Here is a 14,448-nt window from a genome sequence, read left to right on the forward strand (position 1 = left end):
TTTTCTGGATGGTTAATTTCAAATAATAAATTCTTTATTGTTCCTTTATTGACAAATATTGTTCCCCTATTTAGTATCCTCTATTTTGGGAACGGCGTATATAAAATAGGAACTTTATGAAATATAGATATAGCGCATGGATTGTAGCCTTATTGCTATCAGTATCGGGTTGTAACAGTGACAGTAAGACTGTTATAGAGTTACCTGTAGAGGGAGGTCAAGGAGATAACACTTCAACTGACAATAATGGAACTAATACTGATAACTCCTCGGATACTGATAATTCAGATAAAGATAATACCAATACCGACGATTCAGATAATTCTAATAATCCCGTAAAAGAAACAAAAGAAGAGGTAATTAAGCGTATTCTGAGTGCACAAGGAGCAGAAAGTACTACCTCTCTTGCTTTAAAAGACTTTGAAATTGCTGAATTTGGATGTGTAACTGCGGAAAATCTATCTGTAATTCAGGGATATTTTAATACGACACAAGATGAATTACAGTTGGCGGCTCTCAAACATCGATTGTGCAAAGTTGTCGAGCTTTTTGAATTAAATAGTAAATCTTTACTCACACCTAATAGATTGAAGGAAGTTGGGCTTAGGGGCATATTTTTTGAAGATGGTAAACTGGATCAGTGGGCATATGACGAGCTGATTTTAGCGATACCAGAGAGCCACTTTGAGTATGCTGCGCTTCAGGGGGCAGTTGAGGACTTCCTTCATAATCAAAGCTCTGTTTGGCCTAAACAGATTAATATTTCTTTTGACGATGGCGGCGCATTAAACTCTATCCATGACCACCTTGATCTATTTGATAAATATAACGCAACATTTACCTATTATGTCAGCCATTACTCTACTATTGATCATTCAAAAGTGGCTGATATAGAAAACCGAGGTCACGAAATCGGTCATCATGGAGTAATACATCGTCATGCGAAGATTTACTCCGAAGAAAATGGTGTTCAGAAGTGGATAGCAGATGATATCACACCACAGCTTGACGCGATGAGAAAAGATGGTTTGACGGTAACATCTTATGCGTACCCATTCGGGGCTTATACGAAAGAAACTGATCGTGAAATCAAGAAATATTTTACTCATGTACGTAAGTTTGCTTCTTGGTCTTCTGTTATTTATAGAGGCGAACGCAGTGATAGACCGATCACAACGGGATTATCTATGGACTCACATCGCTTTGATTTGGACAAGATCCAGAATGCGATTGATACCTTAAAAGGTGGTGAGACGCTATATTTAGCAACGCATGTCATTGGTAAAACTGGAAATGAGTGGTATATCACTCCAGAAAATCTTGAAAATGTATTGGCTTATGCAAGTGCGAAAGGTTTAAAGTTTTGTCATACCAGTGAGTGTATGAATTTTAAGGGTGACACGACTAATTAATCTGAACTGCGGATAATTAATGCCTTGCTAGCAGTCAGCTTTAGCAGGGCGTGGAAGCGGTGTTACCTCTAAAACTCTCTTGCTAGATAAGGGTGTAAATTAAGGTGAACTTTAAAAACAATAAGTTAGTTCATTCCTTATCCAAACCTAAGGTTAACTAAAAGGGTGATTGAATAGGGCGGTCAATATTATAGCCGCCCTGGTATTCAAAATAGAGTTAATACAGCTCTTGCTACGGCCTGCGAAGACTGATAATTCTGGCCCGTCACTATGCGGCTATCTACCTTGATAAAAGACGCATCCCGCTCTCCATATACAAAATTCCCTCCAAGCTCTTCCACTTTAGGCTGAATTTGAAAAGGAAAATGCTTGAAATACGCTCTATCTGGATTTTCAAATGCGGTAGGGTAACCGGTGATTTGTTTTCCTTTGATGAGATACTCGCCATTTTTCAAGCGCAAATTAACGATACCAGCTGTGCCGTGGCATACAGCGGCAACAACACCTTGGTTTTGTTCATATATATGCATAGCAATACGCTGTAGAGTAAGGTTTTCTGCTACTTCATACATGGCATTACTGCCGCCTACATAATAGATTGCCGCATATTGGCTAGGGTCGACTTCAGCTGGGCGCATTGTGTTGCTGAGCGCATACATATAGTCAGGTTGGTAAAGGTACTTTTTATGTTCACCGTTTGAAGTATTTATATAGCTCAGGTTTAGCGCGCCACCTTGTGTGCTGACAAAATCAACAATTAGTCCTGCTTGAGTAAATACGTCATAGGCACTGAGAAGCTCTTCGAAGCTCGTGCCAGCTGGCAGCTGACTATCGCCGTGAAAGGCCTTGCTTGATGCGACAATGAGCACTCGGCGACCTAAGTTCGTTACTTGCTCGGAAGTTAGCGTGGTTTGCTGCGCAGATTTACTGATGATTTTCCATGTGCCAGCTATTTCCTTTAGGAGTAGGTGATCGATGTACTGCACGTTTGACTTCAATATATCAATACGGATTTTGGCCTGTGCAAGGTGATCATTCACGCTGATATTTAGAATTTTGGCGCGTCTGACTGTGTCTTTTTTCGGACCTTTATACCAACTCAAATACTCTTTCAACGGGACTTGCCACATCGCTTGGTCTGACTTTTCTAAAATAAGCATCGCATTGGGATGAAACGCTTTTCTTATCATTTCAGGCTGGTTATTCGCGGTGCCACTGATGTAGTGGTTTAGTGTAGCGGTAATTTTAGCGGTCTCATCCTCAAAAGCGATGGCGATGCTGGTTTGGATAAGTAGTAAAAATAACAATGGTACTAGTTTTGATAGGGTCATAAGCTTCTCCTGTAATGACTCAGAAGAAACATAAACTTATTTAATTAAAGCAGTCACCTAGAGTATATTTTAGGAGTCTGAGAGTATGTTCTCGGAGTGCTTAAAGCTATTTGGAGAGTACCCCGTGAGCTTCTTAAATGCGGCAAAAAATGTGGATGCAGAATTAAAACCACACTCCAGTGCAAGGTGTTCCAGCGGCAGGTTGGTGCTCGAAAGCAAGTGTTTCGCATATTCAACTCTCAAGCCATTGAGATATTGTTTAAAGTTACAATGATAGTGGCGATTTACTATTTGCGATAATTTGTTGTGGCTCGTGCCTAATCGTTTGGCCAATCGGGGGAGCGTTAAATCCGGCTCAGTAATTAGCTTGCTTTCTGACATTAACGACTCAAGTTTGGCTATGAGCTGATTGTATTCATCGTCGCTTATGTGCGTATTGGCATATTTCTTTTCATTAGCAGTTGGTTTTCGTAGTAATTTGGGTGCGAAAAGGATGCTTAAATAGAGCACAAAGCTGAACGTGAGTGCTCCTGTGATGTAAGAAGTGAATGACGAAAAGAAATACGCGGCCCAAATGAGCCAGCAACCGCAGATCACAACCAAAGTTAGATGAAACTCAGCGTTGCCATTGGCGCTTTTGCCTGTAGCTAGACGATAGAAAGTATAAGAACTTATCAGTAAATAACCTAGCCAAAAATAGGATGTGCCTTTGTAACCCCACATTTGCCAAATTTCAGGGTGAAGCTGATAGGGCATAAGTATACCAAATCCAATAATAAAACCGCTTAATGCCAAAAAGTGTATTGTTAGATAACGATTTTTGGTTTTACTGTAGCTTGCAAGTACAAAATTAAGCAGGCAGGGACCAAGCAAAAAGTAGGCACTCAAACCTATTTGCAGGATCGTTTTATCCAGCTCTGGGTTAAAGTAAAAAAGGACTGATTTACCAATTCGAATACAGAGTAAAATGAGGAGCACCGACACCCAGCGCAGTGCCTTTGCCTCCTGAAATTTTATTAGCAGTAGGGCGCTGAGAATAAAGCCATTAAACACCCCGATAAGTGAGAAGAAAAATAACAGATGGGCACTAAAATCCATTACTTATTCCCCGCGAAATTATGCTGATAGCAGCTTCTGCATGGTTTTAGATTTTGGAGTATTGAACACACGTTCGGTTTCGCCATATTCGACGACTTTGCCGCGATTTAATACCAAAATCTCATCACTCATGTGACGAACCAAACTCAAATGATGTGTGATAAGCACGTATGCAAGTCCTGTTGCTGCTTGTAGCTCTAGCAGCAGATTTACGGTTTGCGCGCGTACGGATGGGTCTAATGATGACAACGCTTCATCCAATACCAGCACTTTTGGGTCTAAAATAAGGGCCCGCGCTAAGGCAACCCGCTGTAACTGCCCGCCACTAAACATATGAGGATAATAGTCTATGTGTTCGCCAAGTAGCCCGACGCGGCTGAGCGTGATGCGGATTTTCTTATAGCGCTGCTCTTCAGTGAGTTCTGTATTGTATTGCAGACAATCATCAAGGATGTCCCCAATGGTGAGACCCGGGTTGAGCGAGCGAGTTGGGTCTTGAAAGATAAGGCGAATAGTACGGCAGTCATGATTGCGAATACCTGCGTCTTCTACAATTTGGCCATTCAGTAATATTTGTCCTGAGTCTGCCATGTCGGCACCGGCAAGTACTTTGGCGAGCGTACTTTTACCAGAGCCAGTCTCGCCTATGATCGCGAGGGTTTGTCCGGGAGCAAGCGCAAACGACACATCTCTGAGTACCTGTAACGAGCGGCGTCTGAACAGTCCTTGACGAGAAGTGTAGGACTTGTTTAAAGACTGTACTTTTAAGACGGGTTGCATTTTTGCTTCACCTTAATTAACGGAAAGTGGCAAGCGTAACTATGACCATGCGAGCGACTTTGCCTTGGCGTGACGACACATTCTTTTTGCGCTTGAGGGCATCTAGGCCCCAAGCGGCATCCTATGGGTAAATGCTGTAATGGTGGAATCGTGCCTTTCAAGGCATAGAATGCTTCTTTATGGCCGAGCCCTTGACCAAAGTCAGGTAAACTCTTAACCAGCGCCTGGGTGTAGGGATGCAATGGCTGTTTAAAAATAGCCTGAGTAGGACCTGCTTCAACCATCTGTCCGCAGTAGAGCACATGCATTGCATGAGACCAGTCGGAGATCTCTTCCAGCTCATGCGAAATCATTAATATCGACATGTTCTTAAGCTGGTTTAATGCCTTGAGCAATCGAAATACTTGCGCGCGGGCGGTACTCTCAAGTGCGGTGGTTGGCTCATCGGCAATAAGTAATTTAGGGCTTCTGGCGATGGCCATCGCAATCATGATCTTTTGACACATCCCCTCAGAAAGTTCATGTGGGTAACTGCTGCAGATCTTTTTATCGTCTCGGATCCCAGCTTTGTGCAATAGCGCTCGGACCTTTTCTTTTCGTGCTTTTCTACGACCAAAAAAGCCACCTTTTAAGACGCTATCGGGAATAGATTCCGCGACTTGGTCGAAAATGGTAGCGGTTGGGTCAAGGCTTCGACTTGGCTCTTGGTAAATCATCGCAATATCTTGGCTGACGAGCTTTCTGCGCTTTTCTGAAGATAAACGCATAAGGTCAACGCCACGCCAGTGCATGCGGTCTGCGGTTACTGTCCAGCGCTGATTGAGTACCCCTACAATGGCTTTGGCGATCAGACTTTTACCAGAGCCAGACTCACCGACAAGCGCATGTACTTCGCCTTCTTTAAGGCTAAGGTTGACCTTATCAACCGCGCGAATAACACCGTCTTCGGTACGTAGTTCAATGGTGAGGTTCTTAATGTCTAGTAATTGCATTAATCTGCCTTACGTTGTTTCAGCGCTTCACGCAGTCCATCACCAACCAAGTTGGTAGACAGTACTGCCAAAAAAAGCAATACACCTGGGAGGCCTACAGTCCAAGGCGCGAGATAAATTAAACTTAAGTTTTCTTGGAGGATAGCACCCCATTCGGTCGATGGAGGCTGCGCACCGAGCTTTAAGAAACCAAGTGCCGCAATATCCAAAATAGCAGTCGACAGCGCCATGGTGAAGATAACCACGATATGCTCGTAAATGTTAGGCAGTATGCCACGGACGAGCAGTTTCCAGCGTGTTGCACCATCAAGCTTAAAGGCGATGATATAGTCTTTACTCAGCTCAGTGACCACTAAGTTTCTAATCGAGTGGATGTATTGTGGCAATAGCGCGAAGATAATCGCCCACACTGTATTCATCAAACCTGGCCCCAATATAGCAATGATGATAATGGCCAGCAGTAACGAAGGAATGGCGAGCGTAATATCCAATAAGTGATTAAGAAAGCTGGATTTTAAGCCTCGACTGGCGCCAGCAAGCGTACCAAGTACGACGCCGAGCGCGGTGGTAACCAAGGCTGCAATGATAGATAAACCAAACGTGTAGGTTGCTCCATTCATTAAGCGCGATAAGATGTCTCGCCCTAAATCATCTGTACCGAGTATAAAGCGCACATCGCCATCGTCATGCCAAGAAGGTGGTAGCAACAGGGCATCAGCATGCTGCTGGTTAACACCATAGGGCGCGATCAGCGGCGCTGTTAAAGCCAATACCGTCAGGGCAACAAACAGCCATAAACCCACAAGCGCAACGTGGTTTGAGCGGAATTTACGCCATAACCTAAATAAAGGTGAGCGATTAGACTCTTCGGTAAATAGATTAAACTTTGCCATGAGCCTGATTCCTTGCGAGCGGATCGAGTATCGAGTGAATAAAATCAGACAACATGTTGGCAATGATAACAAAGAAAGACACCGCGAGCAGTCCCCCTTGGATGGCGGGGAAATCACGTTGATAGATGCTTTCAATTAACCATCGACCGATCCCAGGCCAAGAGAATATCACCTCAGTGATCATCGCAAGTGTGATGAGCGTGCTAAATTGGAGACCAATTTGTTTTATCACTGGAAGCAGCGCATTTCTCAGCGCGTGGTGGATGATAAGCTGGCTGCGATTTAGGCCTTTTGCTCTAGCTGTTTTAATATAGTTCTGGTCGAGGACTTCGAGCATAGAGTCGCGAGTAAAGCGGATCAAAACTGTCGTTGGGTACATAGCCAGCACAATTGTCGGCAGCGCTAAATGATGAAGTGCATCCCAAAATGCGGCACCACCATAGGGAAAATCTTCAAGATAAATATCAATCAGAATAAAATGAGTAATGGGCTGTATTTCATAAAGTAAGCCAATTCTACCGGACATGGGGAAAAGCCCAAGGCCCAGACAAAATGCCATAATAAGCAGCAGGGCTAACCAAAAAACTGGAATGGAAAATCCCATCAAGCTTAATGAGTTAATGAGCTTATCTGGCCACTTTTTATGATAAGCGCTGGCTATTACTCCACTTGGTACACCAATCAAGACTGCAACCGTCAAAGCATATAAACACAGCTCAAGCGTTGCTGGAAATAGATGTTTCACATGAGAAAGCACGGGCTGCCCCGATGATAAAGATAAACCCCAGTCGCCTTCAAACATACGAGCCATAAACGCGCCATATTGCACAAAGATATTTTCTTCGATACGGTATTTTTCAACTAGCGCTTGCGTTTGGGCATAACTCGAGTTGACTTCACCACTGAAGTTAGTGATCAACTCACCAGGAAACAGGTAATTGAGGGCGAAAGTAAATATCGTTAGGGTAAACAACATAAAGCAAAGCAAGCTCAGTCGTCGATAAGCATATTTTGCGAACATGTTAGTCTCTCCTTGCCTCAGCGAGCGAAATACCACCAAATGGACGTAATGAGACGCCCTTGATATCAGAGCTAGTTGCTTGGAACCTTAGCCCGTGCGCAATTGGGACGAGAGGCAGTTGCTCAATGACCATTTTTTGTGCTTGCTGATAATAGTATTTTCTTTCTTCCATATCGTTGGTGTCTAACGCTTGAGTGAGCAATAAGTCAAACTCCGGATTACACCAGTTGGAAGGGTTTTTGCCACTAAATGTTGCAGTGCAGCTCAATAATGGGCTGAAGAAATTGTCTGGATCAGGTGTATCTGCTGCCCAGCCTAACAACACGCTATCATGCTCATGGCGGCCAACGCGTTCAATAAAGGTATTCCATTCGTACTCGACGATTCTGGCATTGACGCCAATATCACGTAGATCACGTTGAATAAGCTCAGCCATTTTCCGCGCGTTAGGATTGTAAATTCGCGACACCGGCATGGCCCATAAGGTCATGGAAAAACCACCCTCAAGACCAGCCTGTTTCAAATACTCTTTGGCTTTTTCAGGGTCATATGTTGGCATTTTTTGCTGTGCTTCAAATGCCCATGAAGAAGGGGGAAGCATCGAGCGGGCTAAAATTCCATTGTTGTAAAATACCGCTTGCATGATTTTTTCAAAATCTATGCTGTGCGCCAGCGCTTTGCGGACCAACGGATTATCAAATGGTGGCTTTTCGGTGTTGAATGCCCAGTAGCCTATATTCAGATTTGCGGCCTTTTCAACTTCTATGTCTTTTCTTTGCTCAAGCACGGTGAGCTGGGTAGCACTGGGGTGCGCCGTAATATCACATTCTTTAGTTAGCATTTTTGCGATGCGGCTAGTGCCATTGGTGGTGATATCGTAGACCAATTGTTCCATGTATACCGGGTGTTTCCAGTAATGCTCATGGCGATAATACCGGATCAGGTTATCACGTAAAAATTCACGGTACTTATACGGACCTGTGCCTACGGGCTTTTGATCAAAATCTTGCTTATGTTCAAGCTGTATAAGCTGATCGGCATATTCTTTAGAAAGAATGACAGCGAAGTCTGTGGCGATATTGGATAAAAAGCTACTTTCCGCGTTGAACAGATCAAAGCGAACGGTATGTTCATCCACTTTTTTTACTTGGCGGATCAGTTGGTCGAGTCCAATACTTTGAAAATAAGGATAATTTGCATCACCAACAAAGTGGTACGGATTGTAAACATCAAATAAACGGTTAAATGAGAATACCACATCATCGGCATTCATTTTTCTTGTTGGTGTGAAGTAGAGGGTATCGTGAAATTGGACATCATCCCTCAGGGTAAAAGTGAAAGATTTACCGTCATCGCTGACCTGCCAAGACGTTGCCAACTCAGGTAAGAATTCGCCGCTTTCAGGATCAATACTGATCAAGGTGTCATAAAGCTGATTGGCAATAATATCAATCGTAGACCCTGTTGTGGTCACTTGTGGATTAAATGACACAGGGTTCGCTTCTGCACAATATACTAAGCCTTGTGACTTATCATTCACTTTATTTGGCGTCTGATCCGTACAGCCAAATAAAGCGGTACACAGCACACCAAAAAACAATTTACGCACCACTATGCCTCTTGTTTTTGGTTTTGGTCCAGTAGGTTGTATTTTTTCAAATAACCTCTAAGTTGATGATACGTCAAACCAAGGTTTTGTGCAGTTTTCTTTTGATTAAATTGACTAAATTCAAGTGCTTTTTGCAGCATTGTGATTTCATAGTCGTTGGAAAGCGATTTTAAATCACAAGGGAAGTCGAATTCGAGGGCAGGATCTGCCTGTTGTTCGTTACTCGGTTGCGCTGCAGGCAAAGGCTCAACTTTATGAGTGGCTGCAGTTGTTGGCTGGGCATTTGGCGCTTTGATCCGTTGACTCGGCCTAAATGGGCTGGCAAAGGGGTCAAACACAATATCATGAACCGGAATTTGGTCATTGCCATGACGATATAAACTACGCTCCACCACATTTTTGAGCTCTCGTACATTACCGGGCCACGGGTAATCAAGCAGTTTCTCGATGGCTTTGCGGGTAAAGCCGCTAAATAACTCCCATCCTAAATCCCGAGCCATATTTATTGCAAAATGTTCGGCCAATAATAAGATGTCTTCTTTTCTCGCTCTTAATGGCGGTAAGGTGATGACGTCAAATGCGAGGCGGTCCAATAAGTCGTGTCTGAACTCTCCAGCATCGGCAAGAGTGGGGAGGTCTTCATTGGTAGCGCATACCAGTCGAGTATCTACTTTTACGGTTTGCTTGCCGCCAACTCGCTCGAACTCACCGTATTCAATTACACGCAAGAGCTTTTCTTGCACCATCGCAGAGGTATTAGCTAACTCATCCAAAAACAGTGTGCCACTGTTAGCGCGTTCAAATCGACCTTCATGGCGCTTGCTTGCACCAGTAAAGGCACCGCTCTCGTGACCAAATAATTCACTCTCTAAAAGGTTTTCGTTTAGGGCTGCACAGTTTAGTTTGACGTATTCCTGATCCCACCGCTCTGAGAGATAATGCAAACGTGCCGCAATTAACTCTTTACCTGTGCCACGCTCGCCAATAATAAGCACGGGCTTTTCTAAAGGAGCGAGCTGTGAAACCTTGTCTAGCACAGCTAAAAAGCTGTCAGATTGGCCTAATAAATTATCCTGTTGGCGAAAACGGCTCATATTGCCTAACTCTTAGTGGTTTTTACTAATAACTAGTGTATTTTAAAAAAAGTGATAACTAAAGGCTTTTTAAAAATAAAATAACCTTATGATTTTATTGTGTTTTTAATTTTGTTAAAGTTGGCAAGCTATTTGATACATAGAAGTAAGCAATTTAGCTATTAACCAAAGAGGTAACCACTATGGGAATTTTTTCTCGTTTTGCAGACATAGTGAATTCTAATATCAATGCTATTTTGGATAAAGCCGAAGATCCAGAAAAAATGGTTCGCCTAATTATCCAAGAAATGGAAGATACACTAGTCGAAGTAAGATCGACCTCAGCAAAAACACTCGCTGAGAAAAAGGAGTTAACACGCCGTCTAGATCAGCTAAAAGCACAGGTAGATGATTGGCAAACCAAAGCAGAGCTTGCACTAAGTAAGGAACGTGAAGATTTAGCACGTGCTGCTTTACTTGAAAAGCAAAAGTCTGCGGAAGATGTTGCAGCCCTTGAAAAAGAGCTAGAGCATGTAGACACGCACATTGAAAAGCTGCAGCAAGAAGTCAGTACATTACAAGATAAACTGGCCGACGCAAAAGCGCGCCAAAAAGCGATTGTACTACGTCAGCGCTCAGCAGAATCTCGTTTAGAGGTGAAAAAGGCACTCGACAGCAGTAAAGTAGATGATGCCCTAAATCGCTTTGAGCGTTATGAGAGCAAAATCGATGGCCTAGAGTCGCAAATCGAATCTTACGATTTAGGTAAGAAATCTTTAGCGGATGAGATTGCTGATCTGCAAAAGAACGAAAAGATTGACGATGAGCTTGAACAGCTGAAAAAGAAAATGGCTGAAAAGTGAAAATAGTCGCACCTACTGTCAGGGTAGGTGCTAACCAACTACAATAATAACAGCCAGGTTGAAGGCAGGAGAAGATTATGTTTGACGCAGAAGTTTTAATGGCTCCGTTGATTATTTTTATGGTCATCGTGGCACCACTTTGGTTGATTTTGCACTACCGTAGCAAAAAGCAGGTAAGCCAAGGATTAAGTGAACACGAGCATCGTCAGCTTATCGAATTAGCCAGCAAGGCAGAAAAAATGGCAGATCGTGTTGAAACGTTAGAAGCTTTACTTGACCAAGAGTCACCACAATGGAGACGCAAGTTATGAGTAGAGTAAAGCGAGAGCTATATCGTGACCCAAGTCGCGGCAAGATAGCTGGGGTATGCGCAGGTCTTAGCGATTACTTCAACATGGAGTTATGGCTTGTTAGGATCTTATTCATCACAGCCGTGCTATTATCAGGTGGTCCATTATTTATCGTCGTGTATGTGGCATGCTGGTTTATTTTAGATAAACGTGAAGTGACGCCAAACCGTTCACCTGATGCAAAAGATGAAGATAAAGTATCGGTGAAGTTTAAGGTGTGGCAAAAAGGCGAGCCGCCAAGACAGGCACTTTACGACCTAAAAGACAGATTATCACGACTTGATGGTCGCATTCAGAACATGGAACGCTACGTAACTTCCCCTGAATTTACGGTTAGCAGAGAAATTGACAAGCTATAAGGCGGTATTGGCCGCCTTGGCATTTTCTTGAGGGGCACTTTTCTACTTATGACTACGTCACGTTTTCGAACCCCATCTTCCCTAGATAAGTTAAAACAACAAGCCAAAAAAACGCTCCACCGCTCTTTTGATAAGCATATAAAGCTTGCCGTAACCGGGTTTAGTGGCAGCGGGAAAACCGCATTTATCACGGCTCTTATCAAGCACCTGACTACCCAAACGAGCACCGACAACTTACCGTTTTTAGATGTCGTGAGTGAAGGTCGTCTTGTTGCGTGTCGTCCTGAGCCGCAGAAGGCACTGGCGGTACCAACTTTTGACTATCAGCAAGCGATAACTTGTTTGTTGGAAGAGCCGCCAACATGGCCTGCGTCAACCAAACGTATCAACACCTTAACACTGGCGTTTAGGTATCATAGTGAACGCGGACTCAAACAGCACTTAGCGCAAACCCATACACTATACCTTGAACTATATGATTACCCAGGTGAATGGTTAATGGACTTGCCGCTACTTAAAATGACTTTTCCCGAGTGGTGTGAGCAGCAATTTGCATTATTAAATAAGCCTAAATACCAGCCATTTGCACAAACGTTTTTACAGCTCCTCAAGCAGTTTGATGGGACGGAAGCGGTGGATGAAAGTAAGCTGAAAATGCTTGCACAAAGTTACCATGCGCTTTTAGCGCAGTTGCAGCGGGACACTCGTTTATCTAACTTGCAACCTGGCAGAGCGTTGATCCCAGGTGACCTTGAGGGAGCGCCAATATTGCTGTTTTTCCCGGTACAAGTTCACCCAAACGACATTACCGAGCATTCACAATATCAACAGCTTGTGGAGCGTTTTGAAGCCTACAAAAAGCAAGTCGTCGCACCTTTTTACAAAGATTACTTTTGTCAGTTTGACCGCCAAGTCGTGTTAGTTGATCTATTGGGTAGTTTAAGTGATGGCTATGACACACTGAAGGAGCAAGAAGTTGCGTTAAAGCAGATCCTCGCCATGTTTTCTCATGGTAAAAGTGGCTTTTTGTCTCGTTTATTTAACCCAAAAATAGATAAGGTGCTATTTGCCGCCAACAAATGTGATGGCGTTTTGAACGAGCAGCAGACCAATTTGACCAGGTTGTTAAATGAAATGCTGGTGGACAGTGCCAATGAGCTGCGCTTCAACGGGGTAACCGTGGATACGATGTCTCTTTCTTCGGTGAGAAGTGTTGAGTCGAGGGCAGTGAAAGAGGGGACGCAACATGTGCAATGTATCTACGGCAAGCCAGTCGGCGAGCAGCAGTTTATTAATTATGTGCCACCAACCCCGCCTGATCACGTTCCAAAATCGCAGGCTTGGCCTCAAAATGGGTTTGAGTTTTTAGCGTTTGAGCCGCTACCTGCCAGGCAAGGAAACTTATCGCATATCAGGCTTGATCATGCTTTGCAGTTCTTAATTGGAGATAAATTAAGATGACAGATCAGACAAAATCTTACCAAGGCTCGGGTAGGCGCTTAAACATCGATACTGAACGCCAAGATGAGTCTCAACATTTGGGTGGTGAAGGCAAAGTTCTCGGCAACGAGCTGGTTGTGAGTGAAAGCCTTGATGCTGCGCCTGAACCCGAGTTACCGAAAATTGAACGTATTTACGAATCGCCTTGGCGATTTGGGTTTAAGCAGTGCTTTTTGCTTGCGCTATTAATACTTATCATTGTGGAAGCAGCACTGACCTTGATAGAGAGCTATGAGCAAAATATTCTGCTGTTTAGTCTATACACCACCGTGTTGTCTCTTGGGTTGCTTGCGCTATTTAAGTTCTTATTTTCGGAAGTCATCGCACTTAGCAAGCTTAAACAACATCAGCAAATTAAGCATGATGCCCAGCGCTTATTACAGAGTGACCAAATTGGCGAGGCGCGAGCTTGGCTTGCGCCACTATTAAAAGCGCATCCAGAGCAAAAGGTTGCCGCATTTGAAGAGGCATTACAGCCTCACCACACAGACAAAGAAGTCATCACTTTATATGAAAAAACTTTGCTCCGAGGCCAAGATGCTGAAGCTAAAAAGCTAATTCAGGAGCATGCAACAACATCGGCGCTCTTAGTTGCTTTAAGTCCACTTGCACTTGTGGATATGCTGGCGGTGCTTTGGCGCGGAGTCGTGCTGGTGGAAAAGATCAGCAAACATTATGGTATTCGATTAGCGTATCGTAGCCGCATCACCTTGTATAAAATGTTGTTGAAGCAAATGGTATTTGTTGGCGCAAGTGAACTGGTAAGCGACCTTGCTGCGACCAGTGTGGGGGCTGAATTACTTGGCAAGCTTTCTACCCGTTCGGCACAGGGCCTAAGTGCTGGGATATTCACAGCCCGCTTGGGCTATAAGGCGATGGAACTTTGTCGACCATTGCCACGCTTGGAGCACAAACAAAGTCTTTTAAAAAATGCGATTAGCTCAGTCGTTGATGTGCTATTAAGGCGTAGCAAAAAAGATTAAGCGGCAACAATTTTATACACCTCTTTAAGTAAAATTGGCTAGTCACAATAAGTGAACTAGCCGTCTCCCCATCTGGCATGCTTGTCTATTATTCTAAACTGCCCTACATATTGGTTATTACACAAAAACGACGCTAATCAATTCACTACCATGTTTATTTGGTTGGCAATAATAAAATCAGCAG

General features: G+C 43.7%; 14 protein-coding genes. 6 read left to right on the forward strand and 8 right to left on the reverse strand.

Annotated elements, in window-relative coordinates; translation table 11 throughout:
* Positions 1 to 116 precede the first annotated feature (116 nt).
* Positions 117 to 1,412: a polysaccharide deacetylase family protein gene (locus DS891_RS13140; protein ID WP_174170013.1), complete on the forward strand. Its 1,296-nt coding sequence runs from the start codon at positions 117 to 119 to the stop codon at positions 1,410 to 1,412.
* Between the two features lie 206 nt (positions 1,413 to 1,618).
* On the opposite strand, the gene DS891_RS13145 is transcribed toward DS891_RS13140, so the two are convergent.
* From DS891_RS13145 to pspF, 8 genes are all read right to left on the reverse strand, one after another.
* Positions 1,619 to 2,743: a nuclear transport factor 2 family protein gene (locus DS891_RS13145; RefSeq protein WP_174170014.1), complete on the reverse strand. Its 1,125-nt coding sequence runs from the start codon at positions 2,741 to 2,743 to the stop codon at positions 1,619 to 1,621.
* 69 nt (positions 2,744 to 2,812) lie between these two features.
* On the reverse strand, positions 2,813 to 3,841 hold the full coding sequence (locus tag DS891_RS13150) for an AraC family transcriptional regulator (RefSeq protein WP_174170015.1): 1,029 nt from the start codon (positions 3,839 to 3,841) through the stop codon (positions 2,813 to 2,815).
* 18 nt (positions 3,842 to 3,859) lie between these two features.
* Positions 3,860 to 4,621 (reverse strand): ATP-binding cassette domain-containing protein, encoded by a 762-nt coding sequence (locus DS891_RS13155; protein ID WP_095727429.1) that lies wholly within the window; start codon positions 4,619 to 4,621, stop codon positions 3,860 to 3,862.
* On the reverse strand, positions 4,606 to 5,613 hold the full coding sequence (locus DS891_RS13160; protein ID WP_010606731.1) for an oligopeptide/dipeptide ABC transporter ATP-binding protein: 1,008 nt from the start codon (positions 5,611 to 5,613) through the stop codon (positions 4,606 to 4,608). Before DS891_RS13160 ends, DS891_RS13155 begins: the two co-directional genes overlap by 16 nt.
* A complete protein-coding gene (locus tag DS891_RS13165) occupies positions 5,613 to 6,506 on the reverse strand; it encodes an ABC transporter permease subunit (RefSeq protein WP_010371175.1) in 894 nt (297 codons plus the stop codon). The genes DS891_RS13160 and DS891_RS13165 overlap by 1 nt, the downstream gene beginning before the upstream one ends.
* Complete coding sequence (locus DS891_RS13170) at positions 6,493 to 7,527, reverse strand: ABC transporter permease subunit (RefSeq protein WP_174170016.1); 1,035 nt, start codon at positions 7,525 to 7,527, stop codon at positions 6,493 to 6,495. The genes DS891_RS13165 and DS891_RS13170 overlap by 14 nt, the downstream gene beginning before the upstream one ends.
* Before the next feature lies 1 nt (position 7,528).
* Positions 7,529 to 9,112, reverse strand: a complete 1,584-nt coding sequence (locus DS891_RS13175; RefSeq protein ID WP_211200812.1) for an ABC transporter substrate-binding protein — start codon at positions 9,110 to 9,112, stop codon at positions 7,529 to 7,531.
* Between the two features lie 26 nt (positions 9,113 to 9,138).
* Entirely contained in the window at positions 9,139 to 10,230 is a 1,092-nt protein-coding gene (gene pspF, locus DS891_RS13180; protein WP_174170018.1) for a phage shock protein operon transcriptional activator, read from the reverse strand.
* A gap of 182 nt (positions 10,231 to 10,412) precedes the next feature.
* On the opposite strand from pspF, the gene pspA reads away from it, so the two are divergent.
* From pspA to DS891_RS13205, 5 genes are all read left to right on the forward strand, one after another.
* Positions 10,413 to 11,072, forward strand: coding sequence for a phage shock protein PspA (pspA, locus tag DS891_RS13185; RefSeq protein WP_010371188.1), 660 nt, complete (start codon positions 10,413 to 10,415; stop codon positions 11,070 to 11,072).
* 77 nt (positions 11,073 to 11,149) lie between these two features.
* On the forward strand, positions 11,150 to 11,383 hold the full coding sequence (pspB, locus tag DS891_RS13190) for an envelope stress response membrane protein PspB (protein ID WP_010371190.1): 234 nt from the start codon (positions 11,150 to 11,152) through the stop codon (positions 11,381 to 11,383).
* Positions 11,380 to 11,781: an envelope stress response membrane protein PspC gene (pspC, locus tag DS891_RS13195; protein ID WP_010606736.1), complete on the forward strand. Its 402-nt coding sequence runs from the start codon at positions 11,380 to 11,382 to the stop codon at positions 11,779 to 11,781. Before pspB ends, pspC begins: the two co-directional genes overlap by 4 nt.
* 48 nt (positions 11,782 to 11,829) lie before the next feature.
* Positions 11,830 to 13,242 carry a YcjX family protein gene (locus DS891_RS13200; RefSeq protein ID WP_174170019.1) on the forward strand — a complete coding sequence of 471 codons (1,413 nt, stop codon included), beginning with the start codon at positions 11,830 to 11,832 and terminating at the stop codon, positions 13,240 to 13,242.
* The gene (locus DS891_RS13205; RefSeq protein ID WP_174170020.1) at positions 13,239 to 14,264 is read left to right on the forward strand and encodes a TIGR01620 family protein; all 1,026 of its coding nucleotides are present in this window, start codon (positions 13,239 to 13,241) and stop codon (positions 14,262 to 14,264) included. The genes DS891_RS13200 and DS891_RS13205 overlap by 4 nt, the downstream gene beginning before the upstream one ends.
* Positions 14,265 to 14,448: the final 184 nt, after the last annotated feature.

The sequence above is a fragment of the Pseudoalteromonas sp. JC28 genome, assembly GCF_013319255.1.
In the GTDB taxonomy this organism is placed as follows: domain Bacteria; phylum Pseudomonadota; class Gammaproteobacteria; order Enterobacterales; family Alteromonadaceae; genus Pseudoalteromonas.